At 71.7% G+C, this 21,188-nt stretch carries 19 protein-coding genes, 1 tRNA gene and 2 pseudogenes; 10 read left to right on the top strand and 12 right to left on the bottom strand.

From position 1 onward, the window contains the following. Window positions 1–203: pseudogene (locus ACIREI_RS34560) on the top strand (ABC transporter permease); the annotation flags it as partial. Window positions 204–218: 15 nt separating this feature from the next. On the opposite strand, the gene ACIREI_RS34555 reads toward ACIREI_RS34560, so the two are convergent. Next, entirely contained in the window at window positions 219–1,001 is a 783-nt protein-coding gene (locus tag ACIREI_RS34555) for a polysaccharide lyase family 7 protein (protein ID WP_403341491.1), read from the bottom strand. 226 nt (window positions 1,002–1,227) lie between these two features. On the opposite strand from ACIREI_RS34555, the gene ACIREI_RS34550 reads away from it, so the two are divergent. Beyond that, window positions 1,228–3,180 (top strand): serine/threonine-protein kinase, encoded by a 1,953-nt coding sequence (locus ACIREI_RS34550; RefSeq protein WP_403341488.1) that lies wholly within the window; start codon window positions 1,228–1,230, stop codon window positions 3,178–3,180. Window positions 3,181–3,189: 9 nt separating this feature from the next. Here ACIREI_RS34550 and ACIREI_RS34545 read toward each other — a convergent pair whose 3' ends face one another. After that, window positions 3,190–3,978 carry an FHA domain-containing protein gene (locus ACIREI_RS34545; protein WP_403341487.1) on the bottom strand — a complete coding sequence of 263 codons (789 nt, stop codon included), beginning with the start codon at window positions 3,976–3,978 and terminating at the stop codon, window positions 3,190–3,192. 410 nt (window positions 3,979–4,388) lie between these two features. On the opposite strand from ACIREI_RS34545, the gene ACIREI_RS34540 reads away from it, so the two are divergent. Next, window positions 4,389–5,579, top strand: coding sequence for a DUF1611 domain-containing protein (locus ACIREI_RS34540; RefSeq protein ID WP_403341484.1), 1,191 nt, complete (start codon window positions 4,389–4,391; stop codon window positions 5,577–5,579). Between the two features lie 26 nt (window positions 5,580–5,605). Continuing rightward, window positions 5,606–7,270, top strand: coding sequence for an ATP-binding cassette domain-containing protein (locus tag ACIREI_RS34535; protein WP_403341482.1), 1,665 nt, complete (start codon window positions 5,606–5,608; stop codon window positions 7,268–7,270). 56 nt (window positions 7,271–7,326) lie between these two features. On the opposite strand, the gene ACIREI_RS34530 is transcribed toward ACIREI_RS34535, so the two are convergent. Beyond that, window positions 7,327–7,400: transfer RNA gene (locus ACIREI_RS34530), tRNA-Pro, on the bottom strand. Window positions 7,401–7,545: 145 nt separating this feature from the next. Here ACIREI_RS34530 and ACIREI_RS34525 point away from each other — a divergent pair. After that, entirely contained in the window at window positions 7,546–8,487 is a 942-nt protein-coding gene (locus ACIREI_RS34525) for an alpha/beta hydrolase (RefSeq protein ID WP_403341479.1), read from the top strand. Window positions 8,488–8,528: 41 nt separating this feature from the next. Here ACIREI_RS34525 and ACIREI_RS34520 read toward each other — a convergent pair whose 3' ends face one another. From ACIREI_RS34520 to ACIREI_RS34490, 7 genes and pseudogenes are all read right to left on the bottom strand, one after another. Continuing rightward, on the bottom strand, window positions 8,529–8,936 hold the full coding sequence (locus ACIREI_RS34520; RefSeq protein WP_403341477.1) for a hypothetical protein: 408 nt from the start codon (window positions 8,934–8,936) through the stop codon (window positions 8,529–8,531). A gap of 118 nt (window positions 8,937–9,054) precedes the next feature. After that, the gene (locus ACIREI_RS34515) at window positions 9,055–9,375 is read right to left on the bottom strand and encodes a VOC family protein (RefSeq protein ID WP_403341511.1); all 321 of its coding nucleotides are present in this window, start codon (window positions 9,373–9,375) and stop codon (window positions 9,055–9,057) included. 26 nt (window positions 9,376–9,401) lie between these two features. Then, window positions 9,402–10,481: pseudogene (locus ACIREI_RS34510) on the bottom strand (4-oxalomesaconate tautomerase); the annotation flags it as partial. Then, on the bottom strand, window positions 10,478–11,188 hold the full coding sequence (locus tag ACIREI_RS34505; RefSeq protein WP_403341474.1) for a 4-carboxy-4-hydroxy-2-oxoadipate aldolase/oxaloacetate decarboxylase: 711 nt from the start codon (window positions 11,186–11,188) through the stop codon (window positions 10,478–10,480). The gene ACIREI_RS34505 and the pseudogene ACIREI_RS34510, both read right to left, overlap by 4 nt. Then, entirely contained in the window at window positions 11,185–11,937 is a 753-nt protein-coding gene (locus tag ACIREI_RS34500; protein WP_403341471.1) for a PIG-L deacetylase family protein, read from the bottom strand. The genes ACIREI_RS34505 and ACIREI_RS34500 overlap by 4 nt, the downstream gene beginning before the upstream one ends. A 186-nt stretch (window positions 11,938–12,123) precedes the next feature. Further along, entirely contained in the window at window positions 12,124–12,774 is a 651-nt protein-coding gene (locus ACIREI_RS34495; protein WP_403341469.1) for a GntR family transcriptional regulator, read from the bottom strand. A 175-nt stretch (window positions 12,775–12,949) separates the two neighbouring features. Next, window positions 12,950–13,954, bottom strand: coding sequence for a LacI family DNA-binding transcriptional regulator (locus tag ACIREI_RS34490; RefSeq protein WP_403341466.1), 1,005 nt, complete (start codon window positions 13,952–13,954; stop codon window positions 12,950–12,952). Between the two features lie 111 nt (window positions 13,955–14,065). Here ACIREI_RS34490 and ACIREI_RS34485 point away from each other — a divergent pair, with 111 nt between their 5' ends. Further along, window positions 14,066–15,223: a Gfo/Idh/MocA family protein gene (locus ACIREI_RS34485; RefSeq protein WP_403341463.1), complete on the top strand. Its 1,158-nt coding sequence runs from the start codon at window positions 14,066–14,068 to the stop codon at window positions 15,221–15,223. 9 nt (window positions 15,224–15,232) lie between these two features. On the opposite strand, the gene ACIREI_RS34480 is transcribed toward ACIREI_RS34485, so the two are convergent. Both ACIREI_RS34480 and ACIREI_RS34475 read right to left on the bottom strand, forming a co-directional pair. Then, window positions 15,233–15,850, bottom strand: a complete 618-nt coding sequence (locus ACIREI_RS34480; protein ID WP_403341461.1) for a TMEM175 family protein — start codon at window positions 15,848–15,850, stop codon at window positions 15,233–15,235. Window positions 15,851–15,925: 75 nt separating this feature from the next. After that, a complete protein-coding gene (locus ACIREI_RS34475) occupies window positions 15,926–16,954 on the bottom strand; it encodes a LacI family DNA-binding transcriptional regulator (RefSeq protein ID WP_403341458.1) in 1,029 nt (342 codons plus the stop codon). Window positions 16,955–17,061: 107 nt separating this feature from the next. Between ACIREI_RS34475 and ACIREI_RS34470 the strand changes: the two genes are divergently transcribed. The 4 genes from ACIREI_RS34470 (at window position 17,062) to ACIREI_RS34455 (ending at window position 21,162) form a co-directional block, all read left to right on the top strand. Next, window positions 17,062–18,228 carry a phytanoyl-CoA dioxygenase family protein gene (locus ACIREI_RS34470; RefSeq protein ID WP_403341456.1) on the top strand — a complete coding sequence of 389 codons (1,167 nt, stop codon included), beginning with the start codon at window positions 17,062–17,064 and terminating at the stop codon, window positions 18,226–18,228. 36 nt (window positions 18,229–18,264) lie between these two features. Beyond that, the gene (locus ACIREI_RS34465) at window positions 18,265–19,041 is read left to right on the top strand and encodes an SDR family oxidoreductase (protein WP_403341453.1); all 777 of its coding nucleotides are present in this window, start codon (window positions 18,265–18,267) and stop codon (window positions 19,039–19,041) included. Between the two features lie 103 nt (window positions 19,042–19,144). Next, entirely contained in the window at window positions 19,145–20,149 is a 1,005-nt protein-coding gene (locus tag ACIREI_RS34460) for a Gfo/Idh/MocA family oxidoreductase (protein WP_403341450.1), read from the top strand. After that, window positions 20,146–21,162 carry a Gfo/Idh/MocA family protein gene (locus tag ACIREI_RS34455; protein ID WP_403341448.1) on the top strand — a complete coding sequence of 339 codons (1,017 nt, stop codon included), beginning with the start codon at window positions 20,146–20,148 and terminating at the stop codon, window positions 21,160–21,162. The genes ACIREI_RS34460 and ACIREI_RS34455 overlap by 4 nt, the downstream gene beginning before the upstream one ends. Window positions 21,163–21,188: the final 26 nt, after the last annotated feature.

The raw sequence follows: 21,188 nt of genomic DNA, 5'->3' as shown, positions 1-21,188 counted from the left end.
CCGCCGAGATCATCGCCTCCCACCCCGACCTGGGCGTGGGCCTGGGCCAACTCCTGGAGAACGGCCGCAACAACAGCAGCATGTCCATGGTGTTCCTGGCCATCTTCCTGATCCTGCTCGTCGGAATCGCCATCGAGCTGCTGATCTTCAGCCCACTGGAGCGGCGTGTACTGCGCGTGCGGGGGCTCCTGGTCACCCGCTGAGGTGCTGCCGGCCCGTCAGGAGTGGGTCACCTTGATGCGGGAGATGCGGACCTCGCCGTAGTTGTCGTCGGCGCACGGGTCGGAGTTGTCGCAGTTGGCCTGGGTGTAGGCGCCCGCCTTGAAGTAGTTGGTGTCGCCGTCGTGGGAGATCGTGGTCTCCAGCCGGCCGTTGTAGTACGCGTCGATCTCCCCGTCCCTGGCCACGAACTTGGCCTCGAACTCGGTGCCGAGTTCGTAGTCGTCGGTGACGAGGTGGGCGTGCCGGTCGTCGCCGTCGGTGATGTAGAGGCTGCTGCCTTCGAGGCGGAAGACGGTGACGTCGTCGTCCCCGCCATGGACCTGCGCGCCGACCAGCCACGGCCGTTCGGCGGGCAGTGCCGTGAACGCCTCCCGGACCACGAGGGTGTGGGTGCCGTCCGTGGTGGACCAGGCGGCTTCGTCCTCGCCGCCGTCGGTCATCTCCCGCAGCTCGGCGCGCGGGTAGTTGGAGCCTCCCGTCGTCACGCCGTTGACGGCGGCACGGAAGACGACCGCGTCGCAGCCGGCGTCAGCCCGGAACCAGGGGTCGGCGGAGAAGGTCGCCAGTTCGGGCTGGGTGATCTCGGTGGGGTCCTCGTCCTCGCCGGTGGGCAGCGTCATCTTCCAGTTCGTCAGGTCGAGGACGTCGGCGGGGTACGCGCACCGGGCGGCGGCCTGCCCGTGCGGAGTCGGCGTGCCGGCGTGGGCGGACAGCGTGAGCGTGGCGGTCGAGACAGCCGCGGTGATGCCGGCCAGCACGAGGGTCCGGGTGCTTGGCATGGAGGGTTCCTCTCAGTCGGGGGCGTCCGGGTCGGGCCGACGCGTACGGTAGCCGCCGCTGACGGGACCCCTCCCGCGGTCCGCGATCCCGCCGCCTCTACGCATGCGTGCGACTGATGAAGGCTCTGGGTAGACACTGCGTACGGCCCGGCGTACGCAGTAGGTTCGATCCGTGCGCGCGCCCCTGGGCCGTGCGCGTTCGGTACTCGACCAAGGGGGAAGATCCGTGCGTTCCGGGGACGAGTTCGCCGACCGCTATGTCCTCAAGGAGGTCATCGGGGCGGGGCGGGGCGGTGACGTGTGGCTGGCCCACGACAGGGTGGTGGGCCAGGACGTCGCACTGAAACCGGAGCGGGCGGAGGGCGACGGCGAGACCGCGGTGCGGCGGCTGCTGGGCGAACCGCGTGCCATGGCCAAGTTCCGCGACCATCCCCACGTGGTGACCCTGTTCGACGTCGTGACCGTGCCCCGCGACGGGCACGGGGACGACGCCGGGTCAGCCGAGGCCGGGGATCGGACGTACTGGTTCGTCATGGAGTACGTGCCCGGCGGCGGCCTGGACCGGCAGCCGACGGTCTCTCCCGCGCGGGCGGCGCGCATCGGTGCCGAGCTCGCCGACGCGCTGGCGGCCCTGCACGACGCGGGCATCGTCCACTGTGACGTCAAGCCCGCCAACATCGGCCTCACCCGGCGCGGGACCGCGAAGTTACTGGACTTCGGTGCCGCCTACCGGGTCGGCGGCGCCGAGACCATCACCGTCAACGGCCCGTTCAGCTTCACCCCGGACTACGCCGCCCCCGAACTGGCCCGGGGCAACGTGCCGCGGCCGGCCTCGGACGTCTTCTGTCTGGCCGCCACCCTCCACGCCCTGGTCACCGGTGCGCCGCCGCGCGGTGGCGCACCCGAGGACGACGACGCCCCCGCACGGACGGGGGACGGCGGGGAGGAAGCCGAGCGGCTGCGGTACTGGAAGGCCGAGCAGGGCGTCGTCGAGCTGGACGCCGCCGCCGTGGGACCGCTGTACCCCGTGCTCACCGCCATGCTGCACCGCGACCCCCGGCAACGCCCCGACGCCGCCGAGGTCGGGCGCCTGCTGGCGGAGGTCGCCGAAGCCGATCCGGAAACCGCCGGGGACAGCGCCACCACCGTCACCGGGCGCCGACGCCGGCGGCTGCCCCTGGTCGCGGCCGCTCTCGGCATCAGCGCGTTACTGGCCCTGGGACTCGTCGCCCTCCCCGACCGGGACGACGGCAAGGCCGGCGCCGAGCCCGGCCGGAGCCGAGCGCAGGAGGACGCCTCGGACGGCGAACCCCGGGCTCTGATCGGTGATCCGCACACGGCCGACGTGTGCAAGCTGACCGACCCCGCCGCTCTCGCCCCGTTCGGCACCGGGGACGGGGACGTCGAAGTGGACGTGGACTACGGCAACTTCGACCGCTGCGACGTCCTCGTGGGCATCGACGACAAGACCCGGATCGACGTGTCGGTCCGGCTCCTGCGCGGCTCACCGCCCGAGGGGTCGAAACCCTCCCGCACCATCGGGAGGATCGGCGTCCGGGAGGAGCAGGGCGAGAGCGACGAGTGCAAGCTGCTGCTGACGTCCGACGGAGGCAGCGACGGTTCCCTGGTCGGGGTCCGCGTCAACATGGGCAAGGGCTCCGTGCTCGGCGGCAACGCGACCCTGTGCACGGTCGCCGAGAAGGCCGCCGCGAGCGCCGCCGAGGTCCTCAACCGCGGTCCGCTGCCCCGTCGTTCGCCCGGCTATCCGCGCGCTTCACTGGCATGGGCGAACGCCTGCGAGCTGCTCGGCACCAAGGCGCTGTCCGTCGTTCCCGGTCTCAAGGTGGACGTGCCGGACGTCGGCGTCGCGAACTGGAGCTGCGAGTGGTCGAGCGACGTCGACGACCTCGATGTCACCGTGGCCTTCCACCGCGACCAGCCCAAGTCCGCGGCGGACGGCGCGCGCAGCGTGACGCTCAGCGGATACCGCACCGTCGTCGAGCCGGACGACGACACCTGTACGGCGTTCGTCGAGTACCGCAGGTACAGCGGCCAGGACGCCGAGACCGCAGCCGAGATGGTGCGTCTGGACGTCAGCGGGCAACGGCCCACGGACAAGCTGTGCGCGATGGCCGAGGAGCTCGCGGCCTCCGCCGCCGCCGGACTCCGCGCACGGTGACACCGGACGTCAGAGCGCGGAGTCGGGCCAGGTGGCGTCGTCCTCCATCAGGTCCAGGTCCGGCGGTACGAGCGTCGTCGACTCCACCAGCCCCTTGATCAGGTTGTGCAGCAGACTGTTGTCGCCGGGGCGGCCCTGCGACTTGTCGTGCAGCAGCGGGTACCGGAATCCGGTGCGGTGCAGGCGGTGGCGTACGACCTCGATGCGGTGCTCGATCCTGCGCTCGGTCCACTTGTCCTCCGGGCGGAGGTAGCTGAGCTGCTTGGCGGCCGTGGCATAGGTCAGAGGGCGCGGCTCCTCCTCGTACAACAGGTACCGCTGGCCGAGGACGACCAGCAGCAGCCGCTCGTCGTCGTCGAGCGCCCAGGTCTCCGGCCGGACCGTCTCGGCGCGCCGCCGCGACACCGGCCCCTGGTCGTCGTGGCCCGCGACGTACAGCTCGACCAGGTGCTCCCGGTAGCCGGAGCCCTTCACGAACAGCGGGGTGTATCCGGTGGCGAGCGGGATCGCCTCGGTGCTCAGGTGCATCATCCGGCCGCGGGGCAGCCGGACGAGCTGCTGCCCGGTGTTGCGCAGCCACCACAGTCCCTGACGGTACGTCAACTCGCCGTGCCGCCGGCTCACCCGCAGGTCGTCCACGCCGACGCCCAGGTCCACGTCCGGCTTGTCACCGCGCCCGAAGCGGACCGTGAGGCCCGGGCGGGGCGGGGCGCTGAGCTCACCCGTGACCGTACGGGCATGCAGGGTCCCTGGTGCGGCGGGCGCGACACCACGCGCGAGGCTGGCGGAGAGGGGCATCGCTGGTCTCCTCGGTTCGTGGGCTTCTCGGTTCGACAGCTTCTCTGCAGGCGCCCGACGTACCGACCAGTGTCGGACCCCGTCGCGGGACCCCTCCCGCACGGGGTGAAGGCTTCACGGAATCAGTACACCGACGGCTCCCTCCACTCCGCCCAGGGTGTGCGGCTCCCGCACCGCCAACGCCCCCTCAGTCGGCCGCGCTTACCGCCCGGCCTCCGAAAAGCATTCCAGGCGGCCGCCACCCGCATGCTCGCTCACTCCACCCGAATGCCCTCCCAAAGGCACCCCGCCGTCTCATCGGACTCGGCCATAAGGAGTTCGGATTGCGCAGATGACGGTGGTCGGAGTGCGCACTCCCCGAGCGCGGCGGATGCTGGTGCTCCGCGGGACGAAGGGGTAAGGAGAAATCCATGCAGAGCGTGCGGTTCAATTCCCCCGGCAACGAGGTGGCGAAGGTTTCCTATACCGCTCGCCGCCTTGTCGAGCTGGGCTACGGAAGCACCAGAACACTGGGGCTGAGCGTGGCGGATGGGCCTCCACGGGCGGGCGATCTGGTGCTGTGCCGGGTGACCGAAATCGGCCAGCACAGGTTCCTCGGGCAAGTACACGGAAAGCGGAATCGGCTGTTCGTCGGCGACACGGTCGTAGTCGCCTATGGCGCCCGTTACGCGCCGGATCAATTCGAGGCGGTGGTGCCCGGCGACCTCGGACCCTGTGACCTGGTCGCCGGAGGCGGGATAGCCGGACGGGTGGTGTCCTCCCACTCCAGAATGAAAACCCCCACCCAAGTGGAGCCTTTGGGCCTGGTGACCGACGAGCACGGCGACCTCCTCACCCTGGCCCGTCTGGCCCGGCCCGTGGTGCCGGTCCTCGCTCCTCGCCCGCGCACCATCGCCGTACTCGGCACATCGATGAACTCGGGCAAGACGACCGTGGCGGCCGCCCTCATCCGCGGGCTCAGCCTGGCCGGCCGCCGGGTCGGCGCGGCGAAGGTGACCGGCACCGGCGCCCCGGGGGATCCGACGCTGATGGCCGACGCGGGCGCGTCGCGGGTCATCGACTTCACCGACCTGGGTTTCCCCACCACCTACCAGCTGCCGATGCCGCAGGTGATCCGTATCCTCCGCGGCGCGATCACGGATCTGACGAGTCACCAGGCGGACGCCATCGTGCTGGAGGTCGCGGACGGGCTGCTGCAGCAGGAGACGGCGGCACTGATCCGTACGCCTGAATTCCGCACCGGAGTGGACGGCATCGTCTTCGCGGCCGGCGACTCGATCAGCGCGGTGGCGGGGGTACGGCTGCTGCGGGACGAGGGACTTCCCGTCCTGGCCCTGAGCGGCGTGCTGACGTCCTCTCCGCTGGCCACGGCCGAAGCGGTGGCCGGTGTGGACATCCCCGCTTACACGGCGGCCGCCCTGTCCAGCCCGTCTCTCGCCGACCAGGTGCTGGCGGGCGCCGTCGCGGGCAGGGTCGTCGCGGGAGACGGCGGCGGGCTGTCGGACGACGGCAGTCGACTGGCGGAGCATGGCGGACTCCCGCAGGAGCGCAGTCGGCTGACGGAGTACAGCGGTCCCCTGACGGCCGAAACAGTGGCGTGACCGCGGCAAGGCGGCGTCGCGTCCGGATGCCGCAGACGCTCGGCGGTGTGCGGCGCCGACTGATGCTCCTGTTGGTGCTCGCGGGTTTCGGCCAGGCGGTCTGCGTGGTCGGCTTCGCCCTCCTGGTGCATGGTGCGGCCTACCGCATCACGCACGGCGAGGAGGTCGGGGCCGGCCACGACCGCAGCGCCCTCTACACGCACGTCGCCGGCTACGCCCCCACCACGCTGGCCGTCGGGCTCGCCACGTCGGCCTGCGCGACCGTGCTGCTGAAGGCGGCGGGCGAACCGCTCGCGGAACGGCTGGCGCAGAGTTACGTGCACAGCGTCAGAATGCGGCTCTTCGACCATGTCGCCGGAAGCGAGGCGGGGGGACCGTTCCGGCGCACGGTCGGCGTGACGGTGCTCCGCTTCACCGGTGACGCCTCGGCCCTGCGGCTGTGGATCAGCAAGGGCGTGGCACCGATCCTGGTGGACGGGGTGTTCGTGGCGTGCGCCCTCGTCGTACTGGCCGTCATCGCGCCGGGCATCGGCGCGCTCTCGGCGGCGCTGATCCTCCTCGCCGCGGCCGCCGTCGCCCTGTTCGGGCGGCGGCTGCGCGAACGTGTGCGCGAGACCAGACGGCACAACGGCAAACTCGCCGCCTTCGTCAACGAACGCGTCACGCACACCGCCGTCATGCAGTCCCTGGGGCGGGTCGAGCAGGAGCGCCGCGTCATGCGGCGGCACAGCCGTGAGTACGGTCGCGCCATGGTGCGCCAGGCCCGTCTCACCGGGGCGATGTCGGCGACGGCCGAGGCGTGCGGCATCGGGATCCTGCTGATCGTGGTGACGGTGGGCCTGGTGGCGGGCACCACCTGGGAGGCCCTCGCCTCGCTGCTGACGGTGGCGAACTTCCTCGGCGCTCCCCTGTCGTCGCTGGTCCGTGTGCAGGAGTACTGGCAGCAGTCGCGCGTCGCGCGGCGGCGCATCGCCGAGGTCCTCAAGGCACCCGCGCCGCTGGCCAGAGTGCGGGGAGCCGAGCCGCTCGCGCACGGGCCCGGACGGCTGGAACTCCAGGAGCTGCGCGTGGACGGTGTCCTGGACGTGTCGGCCGTCGCGCGGCCCGGTCAGCGGATCGTGCTGCAGGGGCCTCCGAGCTCGGGGAAGTCGCTGCTGCTGCGCCTCATCGCGCGACTGCAGGAGCCGGACGCCGGCGCGGTGCTGCTCGACGGCCAGGACCTCGCCCAGCACGACCCGGAGTCGGTACGCCAGGTGATCAGGCTGGCCAGCCCGGAACTGCCCCTGCTTCGCGGCAGCGTCCACACGAACCTGCGGTACGGCGAACCGCCGGACGCGGCCGAGGCGGCGGGCGAGGAGCACATCAAGGCTCTGGCCGACCTGTTGCCCGACGGGCTGCGCACCCGGGTGGGCGAGAACGGCCACGGCCTCTCCATGGCCGTGCGCTACCAGGTGGCGATGGTACGAGCGCTGCGCAGCGGTCCCCGGGTGCTGCTGCTGGACGATGTCCGGTCGGAGGAAGCGCTCGGTTCCGACCTGATGGAACGTCTGCTGGAGCGGTACTCGGGCACCGTCATCTACGTCACCGACGAGCCCAAGTTCGCCGCACGCGCGGATGTGCTCTGGCGCATCGACGACGGCAGGCTGACGGTCCATGAGCGGGTACGGCAGACCAGCGGTCTCCCGGAATGACCGAAGGGCCGCTTCGGATTGCTCCGAAACGGCCTCTGATCTGCGACTTCGAAAAGTCGGGACGACAGGATTTGAACCTGCGACCCCTTGACCCCCAGTCAAGTGCGCTACCAAGCTGCGCCACGTCCCGGCGTATGTCGCGCGGCGAACCGCGTGATCACGCAGGTCAACCCTACCCCATACACACGCCGCCTCCATCGGTCCGACCCCTTGACCCATAATTGCCGACACCTATAATTGCCCAACTCAATCGAATCCTTCCCATCGGAGCCCCCATGTCCCTCCTGGCCCGGCCCGCGGTGGCCGCCCTCGTCGCCAAGGCGATGCAACGTGTCACCGTGATGGCTGACCGCCGTTCCGGTGGCCGGGGTTCCGCCGCTGCCTCGCACGCGCGATTCCCCGAATATCCGCGCAAGGTACGTGAGTTGACGATTCCCACGTCGATCGCCCCCGCCCGGGCCACCGTGTACCTGCCCGCGAACGCCGAACCGGCTCCCCCGGTGCACGTCAACTTCCACGGCGGCGGCTATGTGATGACGCTGACCGAGCTGGACGACCCGCTGTGCCGCACCCTCGCCGCCGAGGCGGGGGCGGTCGTGATCAACGTGGATTACGTCGTCGCGCCGCAGCATCCGTTCCCGGCGCCACCCCGGCAGGCGTACGACGTCGTGCGGTGGGTGGCCGAGCACGGTGCGGAAGAGGGCTGGGACGGCGACCGGCTCACCGTGGGCGGGCAGAGCGCCGGTGGCGGGCTCGCGGCGGCCGTGGCCCGGCAGTCCCTCGAAGAGGGCGGACCCTCGATCGCGCTCCAGGTGCTGCACTACCCCCCGCTCGACCTGGCGACCGGCCCCAGGGACAAGCGGGCCGCCATCGCCAGGCCGATGCTGCGGCCCTGGATGGGCGACGTCTTCGACACCTCGTACGTGCCGGACGTGCGGCGGCGTGACGACCGTCTCGTGTCCCCGGCGCATCCGTCGGACACCGCGGACCTGACGGGCATCGCCCCGGCCCTGGTGATCACCGCCGAGTACGACCTGCTCCGGGCCGAGGGTGAGCGTTATGCCGAGCGGCTGCGGGGGGTGGGTGCGCTGGTCGCGCATCACGACGTGGCCGGGGCCGATCACGGGTACGACGGGAGTGACGACCACAAGGCTCGGGAGGTCTACGCGATGATCGCCCGGCATGTGCGGGAGGCCACTGGAGGCCGCACCGTCTGAGAGTTCGGGTCACCCTGCCGTTGACCGCCGGGCGGCCCGGGTCACTCCTGCGGGTACGCGGCACCCACGTTCGCCGCGACCGGGGCAGCGGCCGACCGCGCGTCGGCCGAGGACAGGACGGGCTCACCCACAGGACCAGGGGTCGCGTTCACCTTGACACCCTCGCCCGGGCTCCCGGGCACCGCCATCCTCCGGGCGTCCCTGTCCCAACTCCCGGGCGCCACGGCGCTCCTGACGTCCCTGTCCCAACTCGTGGGCGCCTCGGCGTTCCTGGCGCCCCTGTCCCAACTCCCGGGCATCGCAGCACTCCTGGCACCCCGGCCCGGGCTCCCGGACCTCCCCGCGGCGAAGCCCGCCATCAGCAGGGCCACGGCCACCACCACCCACCAAGGCAGGCCGGCGGTGGCCATGTACCCGACCACGGCCACCACCGCAAGAAGTCCCGTCACGTCCCTGTTCCCCCTTAACAGTTCAACTCATTCGCCACCGACGCACCGAAGGCCGCCCTGCGTCACAGCGGGCATATGACGCAACAATACGCGAGACAGTCGTATATCCCAGTTCGGCTCATCGGTACATATGACGGACGCCAATCAGTGCGCACCTATGAGCTCTTGATCGCTGCCGCTGCGAGCCGCCCGCTTCGAACCGCGCAGTGCGGCGACGCCGATGAAGACCATGGACGACAGTCCCGCGAGGGCGAACGCGGTGAAGCCCCAGTCGCCGTTGCTCGTAGTCGTCGAAGGTCCGCAGATAGACCGTGTCGCCGTCCTGGCCGTTGACCGTGAGGCCCAGGTAGTCGGTGAAGAAGGCGACGCTGGCGTCCAGGTCGGGGGTGAACAGCTGGGCGTGGCCGATGTGGGCGCTGTCGCCGAGCGGCGGGGCCATCGAGGACCTCCGGGGAGGTGTGCGGGGAGTGGGGCCGTCTCGGCGGACCGGGGGAAGGCGGTGCCGTCGAAGATCTTGCGGGCCGTACGGACGACGGCGGTGCGGCGGGCGGCGGGAAGACCCGCGGAGTCGGTACCGAGGCTGCTCTCGATGTCCAGGAACCCCGTGGGGTGTTCGATGCGGACGCGGTCGCCCTGGGCGGGCAGCTCCGCGAGGCCGGCGCCGACGCCGCCTTGGACGCGCAGACCGGCGGCGACACTGGCGGCGCCGAGTACGCCGATCGAGGTGTGGCAGCGGACCGGGATGAAGGTGCGGGTGGTGACCGCGCCGCCGTCCCGGGGCGGGGCGAGCAGGGTGAGTTTGGGGACGGTGGCGTCCGAGACGTCACCGAGGCCCATCAACTTGCCTGCCGCCAGGCGGAGTTCACGGAGTCGCTCGGCGAGCGCGCGGTTCCCCTCCAGTTCCTCGGGCGTCTCGTAGCCGGTGACGTCGAGCGCGGCGGCCTGGACGAGAACGGTCGGCATGCCGTTGTCCACACAGGTCACCGGGATGCCTTCGATCACGTCGCGGACGTTGCCGGTGGGCAGCAACGGGCCGGTACCGGGCGGGAATTCGATCACCACGGGGGCGGCCGAGCCGGGGACGCCCGAGATCTCGGCGTCCCCCGTGTAGTCGACACGCCCGCCCGGCGTCGGGAAGGTCGCGGTGGCGAAGTCGCCGCTGTTGACCATGCGGATGCGTACGGAGGTCCGCTCCTCCCCCGCCGGGACCAGGCCGCGCTCCACGGCGAACGGCCCTATGCCCGCGAGGATGTTCCCGCAGTTCTGACGGTCACTCACCTCGGGCCGGTCGAAGACGACTTGGAGGAAGAGGTAGTCGACGTCGGCACCCGGATCCGCCGAGGGTGAGACCACCGCGACCTTGCTGGTGAGCGGGTGGGCGCCGCCCAGGCCGTCGATCTGGCGCTCGTCCGGGCTGCCCATGACACGCAGCAACAGCTCGTCCCGCAGGGCGGGTTCGGCGGGGAGGTCCTCGGCGAGGAAGTAGGCGCCCTTGGAGGTGCCGCCGCGCATCAGCATGCAGCGCACCTCCACAGGCCCGGTCACCGCTGGGCCTCCTCACGGACGTACTCGTCGTAGGACTTGTACGTCACGCCGAGCCGCACCAGCGTCTCCCGCAACCCGTAGCGGTCCAGGCCGAGTTGGCCGTCGAGGAAGGCGGCGCGCGTCGCGGCCTCCTTGGCCTCGCGGGCCTCGGACTTCTCGACCGTCTCCCGGGCGCGCTCGCGGGGTACGACGACCACCCCGTCGTCGTCGGCGAGGATCACGTCGCCGGGGCGGATGACCTGGCCGTCGATGGCGACCGGCACGTTCACCGAGCCGCCGGTGGCCTTGACGGTGCCCTGTGCGCTGACCGCCCGGGACCAGGCGGCGAAGCCCGTCTCGCGCAGTTCCTGGGTGTCGCGGATGCCGGTGTTCATGACGACACCGCGCACGCCGCGCTGCTGCAGGGCGGTCGCGAACAGCTCGCCGAACAGGCCGTCCGTGCACGGGGAGGTGGTGGTGACGACCAGGATGTCGCCCTCGCCGCACTGCCCCACGGCGGCGTGGATCATGAGGTTGTCGCCGGGCCAGCCGAGCACGGTGACGGCGGTGCCGGCGACTCGTACGCCCTGCTGGACGTGCCGGATCTCCGGGCCCAGCAGGCCCTTGCGCCCCACGGCCTCGCTCACCGTCGCCACGCCGAAGCCGGCCAGCGCGTCGACGTCCTTCAGCTCCGCCTTCGGCGGGTTGGTGACGATCACGCCGCTCATGCCAGCGCTTTCGCGATCTGCGGGTAGGGGCGCATGTACGCCTCGGCCATGGTCTTGTGGGCCGGGCCCAGGTTGGGTCCGGCGTTGCGCTTGAGCTGGACGCCGCGGCGCACGGCGAGGTCGGTGTAGTAGTCCCACAGGTGCTGCTGGGCGCCGAGGCACTCCATGGCCTTGCGCTTGGTCTCCCACACCTCGGTGATGTCGAGCAGGACCTCGGGCCTGAAGCCGCTCATCTCGGGCTGGTGCGGTTCGAAGTAGAAGACCGGCGGGGCGCCGATGATGTCGCCCTCGCCCGGGTAGCCGATGGCCTGCGCGAGGACGCGGGCCTGAAGGGCCATGCGGTTGGCGGCCGGGTGGTCGCCGTTGTACGGGTCCTCGGTCGGGTGGGTGAGGACGACGTCGGGCTGGGTCTCGCGGTAGACCGCGACGAGCTGGTCGGTCAGCTCGGCCGTGGCGATCAGCGGGTAGTCACCGGCGTCGAAGAAGCGGACCTCGGCGCCGAGGGTGGCGGCCGCGCGCTCGGCCTCGTCGCGGCGTATCGCCTTGATCTCGTCGAGCTGCTTGCCCTCGCGCCAGGCCTTGGCGGACTCGCCGCGCTCGCCGAAGGTCAGGCAGGCGATGGTCACCTTCTCGCCCCGGGAGGCGGCCAGGGCGATGGCTCCGCCCGCCCGCCACACGAAGTCCCCGGCGTGCGCGGTGATGACGAGGGTGGAACGTGGTGGAGCGGCGGGCGCGTCGGCCTGGGTCATCACTGAGATCACTTCCTCTTCGGGCGGTTCGCCCGGGGTGCGCCGGCCGTCGCCGAACCCGCGACCGCGCTCAGCCCTTCGGGCCTGCGCGCGCTCGCGCTCTCGACACCGGCACGCCCCTTCGGCTCACTCGCCTTGGTGACAGCTGTGACGCCCGCCTCGCCACGTCTCCCGGCCCTGCGGCCGTCAGTCGCGCAGCGCCTCGATCACGCTGGTGAGGTGGGCGCGGACGGCCGCCTCGGCCGCCTGCGGGTCCCTGGCCCTGATCGCCTCGATCATCGCCAGGTGCTCGTTCAGGGAGTGCTGCGGACGTCCCGGCCGCAGCGCCAACTGGAAGCGGTGGCGCACCAGTTGTGCGTTGAGCCGCTCCAGCAGTTCCACGGCCGTCTGCTGGCCGGAGAACTCCCGGATCCCGGCGTGCAGTTCCTGGTTGAGCTCGGAGTACGTCATCGGCTCGCCGTCGGCCACGGCCTTGGTCATCGCCGTGCCCAGGTCCGCGAGCCGGCTCAGTTGCTCGTCGCTGGCCGCGACGGCCGCCTTCGCCGCGCACAGTTCTTCCAGGACCATGCGGCACTCGGTGATGGCGACCGCTTCCTCGACGCTCACCACCCGCACCCGCGAACCGCGGTTGCGGATCCGCTCGACCAGGCCCTGAGCCTCCAGATCGATGAGTGCCGCGCGGATGCTGGCCCGCGTCACACCGAACTGCTCGGCGAGCTCGTTCTCCACCAGCCGCTGCGCCGGCGCCATCTCGCCGTGCAGGATCGCCCGCCGCAGCTGCGCGAACGCGTGCTGCTTGGCCTGCTCCCCGGTGCTCGGACGGGCTTCTTTCGGCATGTGCCCTCCCTGAGTGAGTGCCTGTCGAACGTAAATCTAGCCAAACATAATTGTCAACAATTTTGTCTGTCGTATTGCGCGCAGGCCCGGGTCGGCGTGGGACGTCAGGGACGTCACGGACGAGGGCGGCCGTACGACAGGGACGGTGGCCGAGACGCGGCGCCGGCGTACGCGGTCAGGCCGTGAGCGGGGGCGCCGTCGAGCCGCGGACCTCCAGGGCCGGGGTGGCGAGCTGGACCCGGCCCTCCCCCGCGGCGCCCTCGAAGCGCTCCAGGAGGCAGCGGGCCGCGCGGCGGCCGACCTCGTGGCTGGTGTTGTCGACGGTGGTGAGCCATACATGACGCAGCCGGGCGATGCTCGTGTTGTCGTAACCGACGACGGACAGATCGCGCGGCACGCGCAGCCCCAGTTCCTCGGCCGCGGAGAGCGCGCCGATGGCGGCGATGTCGTTGACCGCGAAGACGGCCGTGGGTCGCTCGGGGCGGCTGAGCAGGCGGACGGTGGTGCGGTAGCCGCCCTCCTCGGTCATGTCACCGGCCTCGACGACCGCCTGGTCCGCGAGGCCGTGCTCGCGCATCGTCGCCTGGAAGCTCCGTCGCCGCAGCTCGCCCACCGCGCCGTACCCCGCGATGTGCGCGATACGGCGGTGCCCGAGACCGATGAGGTGCTCGGCGACCAGGCGGGCGCCCTGCTCGTCGTCGTTCGCCACGACGTCGACGCCGGACGGCACCGGCTCGCGTGCGCCGGCCACCACGACCGGCATCCGCGCGGCCACCGCTTCGAGCGCGGCCGGGTCGGGGAGCGTACCGACCACGACCAGGCCGTCGACCCGCAGATCGAGGAAGGGGCCTGCGGGATCCTGGCCGGTGCGGCGGTTGAGGCGGGCGTCGGCGAGCAGCATGTGCAGACCGTTGTCGTGGAGCAGGGAGTTGAGCCCGTCCAGCATGTCCACGAACCACGGGTTGCGCAGGTCGTTCAGGAGGACGCCGACCGTGCGGGTGCGCTGCTCGCTGAGGCTGCGCGCGGCGGCGTTGGGGCGGTAGCCGAGTTCGCGCACGGCGCGCAGGACGGCGTCCCGCTTCTCCGGCCGTACCTGGTCGGAGCCGCGCAGCACCAGCGAGACCAGCGACTTGGAGACGCCGGCCCGGTCGGCCACGTCGCGGATCGTCGGCGGTCTCATGGCATGGACCGTTCCATGGCCCGGGACGACTTGTCAAAGGGTTGACACCCCGGGGAATCGGCACCCAAGGTGGCCTGGACAGAAAATGGACCGGTCCAAAGAGGGGCTGTCATGGTGGATTCGCTCGGTGTCGCCGTCATCGGGTTCGGCTGGATGGGCCGGGTGCACGCCCAGGCGTACACCCGCGTCCCGCACCACTATCCGCGGCTGGCCCTGCGTCCGCGGCTGGTGACGGTGGCCGAGGACGTGCCGGGCCGCGCCGAGGAGGCCGCGGCCCAGTTCGGGTTCGCCTCGACGACCCGTGACTGGCGCGAGGTCGCCGCCGACCCGCGCGTGCGGGCCGTGAGCATCACCGCACCGAACTTTCTGCACCGCGAGATCGGCGTGGCCATGGCCGAGGCCGGCAAGCACATCTGGATCGAGAAACCGGTCGGCCTGACGGTCGCGGACGCCCGGGCGGTCGCCGACGCCGTCGCCAAGGCCGGCGTCCAGGGCGCGGTCGGCTTCAACTACCGCAACGCGCCCGCCGTCGAGGCCGCCCGCGACCTGATCGCCTCCGGCGAGATCGGCACCGTCACGCACGTCCGCGTCCGCCTCTTCAGCGACTACGCGGCCCACCCCGAGTCCGCCCTGACCTGGCGGTACGAGAAGGAGCGCGGCGGCAGCGGCGTGCTGGGCGACCTCGCCTCGCACGGCGCGGACCTGGCCCGCTACCTGCTCGGTGACATCGCGTCGCTGACCGCCGACACGGCCGTGTTCATCCCTGAGCGAGCCCGTCCCACAGGCGCCACCGCGGGCCACACCCGCGCCACCGGCGGCGAGCTCGGCCCCGTCGAGAACGAGGACTACGTCAACTGCCTGCTGCGCTTCGCCTCCGGCGCGCGCGGCGTCCTGGAGGCCTGCCGGGTCTCGGTCGGCGAGCAGAACAACTACGGCTTCGAGGTGCACGGCACCAAGGGCGCGGTCTTCTGGGACTTCCGCCGGATGAACGAGCTGGGCGTCAGCCGTGGCGCGGCCTACCAGGACCAGCCGGTCAGCACGGTGTACGTCGGCCCCGGCGACGGCGAGTTCGGCGCCTTCCAGCCGGGCGCGGCGAACGCCATGGGCTACGACGACCTGAAGGTCATCGAGGCGTACCGCTTCCTGCGCTCGGTCACCGAGGGCACCCCGCACGGGGCCACCCTGTCGGACGCCGTGAGCAGTGCCGCCGTACTGGACGCGATGGTGCGGTCGGCGCGGAGCGGTGCGTGGGTGGACGTGGAGGCGTAGCCGGGACGGTCAGCGGCCGGTGGCCGGGCGGGCACGTCGGCCGAGGGCGACCTTGACCGGGATCAGGACGAGCCACCACCACGCGGCGGCGGCCCCGGCCGCCAGGGTCAGCGGGATGGTGATGAGGAACACGACCACCGTCACGGCGAGATCGAGGGCGTAGAGCCGGAAGCCGCCCGCCGGAGTGAAGTCGCCGCGCAGCCACGGACGCCCGGCGAGGACGGCGACCAGGGCGAGGTGGGCCGCGCCGAGGGCCGCGACCGCCGCGGCGTAGATCGCGACCGAGGCGGCTTCCCTGCCGTACTCGGCGACCAGCCTGGTGGGGAAGGGCAGCAGGGCCGCGAGGCCGAGCCCGAGCAGGGACAGCGCTGTGACCTGGCCGTCGATCTCCCGAACGGAGCGGAAGATCCTGCGGTGGTCGCGCCAGAAGCTGCCCAGCACCGCCACGCTGAGCGCGTAGGCGCCGAGATCCGGGAGCAGCTCGCGCAGAGCCTCGCGGAACTCCCGCGTGTCCAGTCCCCGCGGCACGTAGAGATCGAGGACGAGCAGGGTGATCGCGATGGCGAACACGCTGTCGGCGAGCGCCGTCAACCGCTCGGGCCCGCCGTCCGGGTTCGATTTCCACATGCGCACGACGGTAGGGAGCCGGGACGCGCCGAACGGGGATACACGCCAGAGCGACGGCCCCGACGGCCCCGCCCGTCACCGGATGGGCGTGGGCATGTTGTACGGCGTCACCACTTGGATCGCCGACGGCAGCGTGGGCCCCGCGGGCGGCAGCGCGCCGTGGGCTCGCATCACGATGTGGCAGGCCTCGCGCATGTCCTGGCGCAGGTCGTGGTGGAGTACGGCGGACAGGCGGTGTTCGCGCAGCAGGCGGGTGTTGTCGTGGTCGAGGTCGTGCGCGACGAACACCGCGCACTCGCGGCCCAGGTCCTCGAAGGCCCGCAGCGTCGCGATGTTGCCGCCGCCGATCGAGTAGACCGCGCGGATCTCCGGGTCGCGTTCCAGCGCGGCCCTGACGAGGTCGTACTGGGTGGCGTCCAGGCCCTGTCCCTCGGCGATCTCGACCAGCGTGCGGTCGGGGTGGAGGGCGCGCATGGCGCTGCGGAAGCCCATCTCGCGCTCCTCCTCGTTGCGGAAGAACCCGCTGCTGAGGCTGGTCAGCACATTGCCGGGCCGCTCCCCCAGCCACTGCCCCATCAGGTACGCGGCGGTGGCGCCGGCGGCCCGGTTGTCGATGCCGACATACGCGAGGCGGGCCGTGGAGGGCAGGTCGGTCACCAGGGTCACCACCGGGATGCCCGCCTCCACGAGCCGGGCGACGGCGGCGGTGACCTCGGGGACGTCCGGGGCCTTGAGGATCACGCCCTGCGAGCCGCGCCGGGCGATGCGGTCCAGCGTCCGGCTCAGCTCCGGCACCGGCCCCGTCTCACGGAAGTGGAAGCGCGAGCGCACGACGGCCGGATGCAGGGACGGCAGCTCCGCCTCCAGGGCGGCACGTACGGCGGTGGTGAACCGCTCGGGCGCCTGCACCACCATGTCGACCATGAAGGTGCGGCCCAGCAGCCGCACCTGGGTGCGCTGCCGGTCCAGGTCGGCTATCGCCTGCTGGACCTCCCGCGCGGTGCTCTCGCGCACCCCTCCCCGGCCGTTCAGGACCCGGTCGACGGTGGCCTCGCTCAGACCCGCCTGACGTGCGATCTCCCGGATCGGGAAGGGGTGGCCCATGCGACGGCTCCTTGAGGGGTTTTTGATGGGCGGCTGCTGGTTGTTCGAGGGGATTGTCATGACAAGAATGACAGCGCCGAGTCGCTTCTGTCACCGAGAGGACGCCGATGTCCTTCACCTCCGTACACCGCCGTGCCTGGCTGTCCGAGCAGGACTGTGACCTCGACGCCTTCCGCGCTCTCGTCGAGCGGACGACCGACCTCGCCGACTACCCGTACGCCGCCTCCGTGGAGCGCGACGTACTGCTCTACGACAGTGAGCGGCTGCGTCGCGCCGAGGACGTCCGGGAGGTCCAGGCCGAGCTGGTGCGCGCCCTCACCGACGGCCCCGGGATCGTGGTCTTCCAGGGCGCCTTCCCGGACCCCGGCGTCGTGGACCGGCTCACCGAGGTCTTCGACGCCCTGATCGCCGAGCAGCGCGCGTCGGGTGCCGACGCGGGCGACCACTTCGCCAAGCCCGGCGCGAACGACCGGGTGTGGAACGCGCTGGAGAAGGCGGCGCTGTACGACGCCGAGGCGTTCGCCGACTACTACGCCAACGACATCCTGGCGCTGGTCTGCACCGCCTGGCTTGGCCCCGGCTACCAGGTGACGTCACAGGTCAACGTGGTCAACCCGGGCGGCGCGGCCCAGACCGTGCACCGCGACTACCACCTGGGGTTCCTTCCGAACGACGTGGCGGCCGCGTACCCGGCCCACGTCCACCGCCTCTCCCCCGTGCTCACGCTCCAGGGCGCCGTCGCCCACTGCGACATGCCGGTCGAGTCCGGGCCGACGATGTACCTGCCGTACTCACAGACGTACGAGCCGGGCTATCTGGCGTGGCGGCTGCCAAAGTTCCAGGCCCACTTCGAGGCGCACCACGTCCAGCTCCCGCTCGCCAAGGGCGACGCGGTCTTCTTCAACCCGGCGCTGTTCCACGCGGCCGGCACCAATCGCTCGGCGGACATCCGGCGCATGGCGAACCTCCTGCAGGTGTCCTCCGCGTTCGGCCGGGCGATGGAGACGGTGGACCGCGAGGCGGTCGCCAACGCCGTCCATCCCGTGCTGCTCAAGAGGCGGGGCGAGGGCGCCGACGAGGCATGGCTGGCGAACGTCATCGCCGCGAGCGCCGAGGGCTACCCCTTCCCCACCAACCTCGACAGCGATCCGCCGGTGGCCGGGCTGGCCCCGCCCTCGCAGGCGGACGTCGTACGGCGTGCGCTGCGTGAGTCATGGACCCCCACGGCTCTGCGGGACGAACTGCGGGCCGGCGCCGAGCGGCGCCAGAGCTGACCAGAGCCGACGAAAGCTGAAAGGACCCGAAAAGGCATGGGACTTCTCGACGACAAGGTCGTCCTCGTCAACGGCGGCAGCCAGGGTGTCGGCGCGGCGATCGCACGGGCGGCCGCCCGCGAGGGGGCGGTCGTGGCCGTCACGGGGCGGCGCGCCGAGCCCGGTGAGGCGCTGGTGGCCGAGCTGGCCGCCGCCGGGGGCAAGGCCATGTTCGTACGGGCCGACCTCGCGGACGCCGAGCAGGCCAAGGCGTCCGTCGCCGAGGTCGTCGACGCGTACGGCCGGATCGACTGCCTGGTCAACTCGGCGGGGCTGACCTCCCGTGGCACGCTGCTCGACACCACGCCCGAGCTGTTCGACCAGCACATCGCGATCAACCTCAAGGCGCCGTTCTTCGCCATGCAGGCCGCCGTCTCGGACATGGTCGCGCGCAAGGCCCCCGGCACGATCGTCAACATCATCACGTCCTCGGCGCACGGCGGGCAGCCGTTCCTCGCGCCGTACGTCTCCGCGAAGGCCGGCCTGATCGGGCTGACCCGCAACGCCGCGCACGCGCACCGCTGGGACCGGATCCGGATCAACGGCCTGAACATCGGCTGGACGGCGACGGAGGGTGAGGACGCCACGCAGAAGACCTTCCACGGAGCCGCGGACGACTGGCGGGAACAGGCCGCCGCGAAGCTGCCGATGGGCAAGCTGGGCCAACCGGACGAGATCGCCGACTTCGTGGTGTTCCTGCTCTCGGACCGGTCCGGGGTGGTCACCGGCTCGGTGATCGACTGGGACCAGAACGTCCTGGGCGGCCTGGACTGATTCAGCCAGTCCGGCGCTTGAGGACGAGCCCGAAGAGCGACGGGGCCCGGGGCGGAGCCCCGGCAACGAACAGCAACCACACACCAAGAAAGCAGCGGAGCTCATGCGCATCGGAATCCTCGGCCTCGGCCGCATCGGCGCCTTCCACGCCGAGACCCTCTCCGGACTCGACGCGGTCGACTCCCTCGTCGTCACCGACCCGTTCGCGGACGCCGCCAAGGCCGCCGCGGAGCGGTTCGGCGCCGAGGTCGTGGACTCGCCGGAGGCCCTGCTGGCGGCCGGCGTGGACGGCATCGTCGTCGCCGCCGCGACGGACGCCCACCCGGCGCTGATCCTGGCCGGGGTCGAGGCCGGCATCCCGGTCTTCTGCGAGAAGCCCGTCGCCAGGACCATGGCCGAGGGCGTCGAGGTGCTCAAGGCCGTCCAGAGCAAGGGCGTGCCGATCCAGATCGGCTACAACCGCCGCTTCGACGCCGGTTTCGTCAACGCCCGTGCCGCCGTGCAGAGCGGCGAGCTGGGCAAGCTGCACACGGTCCGCTCGACCACGCTGGACCCGGCGCCCCCACCGGCCGCATACATCGCCGCCTCCGGAGGCATCTTCCGGGACTGCTCGGTGCACGACTTCGACATCATCCGCTGGGTGACCGGCCGCGAGGTGACCGAGGTGTACGCCGTCGGCGGCAACAAGGGCGCCGACTACATCAAGGAGGCGGGCGACGCCGACACCACCGGCGCGATCCTCACCCTGGACGACGGCACGATCGCGGTGGTCTCCAACTCCCGCCACAACGCCCGGGGTTACGACGTCCGCATGGAGATCCACGGCTTCCAGGACTCCATCGCCGTCGGCCTGGAGGACAAGCTGCCGCTGCGCTCGGTCGAGCCCGGCGTGACCTTCCCGTCCGGCACCCCGCACGACTTCTTCATGGACCGCTTCACCGAGGCCTACCGCGCCGAACTCACCGCGTTCACCGAGGTCGTGGCCGGCACCCGGACCTCCCCGTGCACGATCGAGGACGCCCTGGAGGCCGGCTGGATCGCGGACGCGTGCACACTGTCGCTGCACGAGCACCGTCCGGTGACGATCGAGGAGGTACGGCAGGGATGAACGACTCGAGCCCGCAGCCGCTGCGCATCGGAGTGCTGGGCGCGGCCCGCATCACCGAGCTCTCCCTCGTCGGCCCGGCCCGCACGACCGGTCACCGCCTCGTGGCGGTGGCCGCGCGCGACCGGTCCCGCGCCGAGGCGTTCGCCGACGAGCACGACGTGGAGCGGGTGGTGGACTCCTACGCCGACCTGCTCGCCGACCCGGAGGTGGAGGTCGTCTACAACCCGCTCGCCAACGGTCTGCACGGACCGTGGAACCTCGCCGCGCTCGCGGCCGGCAAGCACGTCCTGACGGAGAAGCCGTCGGCGAGCAACGCCGAGGAGGCGGCCGAGGTACGGGAGGCGGCGGCGAAGGCCGGGACCGTCTTCATGGAGGCCTTCCACTACCTCTTCCACCCGGTCACCCGGCGCCTGCACGAGATCCTGGAGAGCGGCGAACTGGGCGAGTTGCAGCGGGTGGAGACGCTGGTCGCGATTCCTGCCCCCGATGACTGCGACCCGCGCTGGTCGCTGCCGCTCGCGGGCGGCGCCGTGATGGACCTCGGCTGCTACAGCCTGCACGCGGTGCGGATGCTCGCGCCGTGGGCCGGCGGTGCGCCGCGGCTCGTGTCCGCGCGGGGTGGCGAGCGGGCGGGTGCGCCTGGCGTCGACGAGTGGCTGGACGCCGAGCTGGAGTTCCCGGGCGGGGCGACCGCGTCCGCGCGGTGCCACATGGCGTACGACGCGCTGGAGATGAGCTGCCGGATCGTCGGCTCGGCGGGCGAGGCGTTCGCGCCCAACTTCGTGCTGCCACACCGCGACGACCGGGTGGTGGTGCGTACGGCGGAGGGCGAGCGGACGGAGCGACTGGGCACGCGCTCGTCGTACACCTACCAGTTGGAGGCGCTCGCCGCCCACATACGCCGGAACGCCCCGCTGCCGCTGGACGCGGACGACGCGCTGGCGACGATGTCGCTGATCGACGAGTCCTACCGAGCGGCGGGGTTCGAGCCGCGGCCGCGTACGGCGCTCTGAAGGAAAACGGTCGGGTGCCGGGGGAC

This window comes from Streptomyces sp. NPDC093591, from assembly GCF_044764885.1.
Lineage (GTDB): Bacteria > Actinomycetota > Actinomycetes > Streptomycetales > Streptomycetaceae > Streptomyces.
Note: the sequence above shows the minus strand (reverse complement) of the source record. Positions and strands in the feature narration are given on the sequence as shown.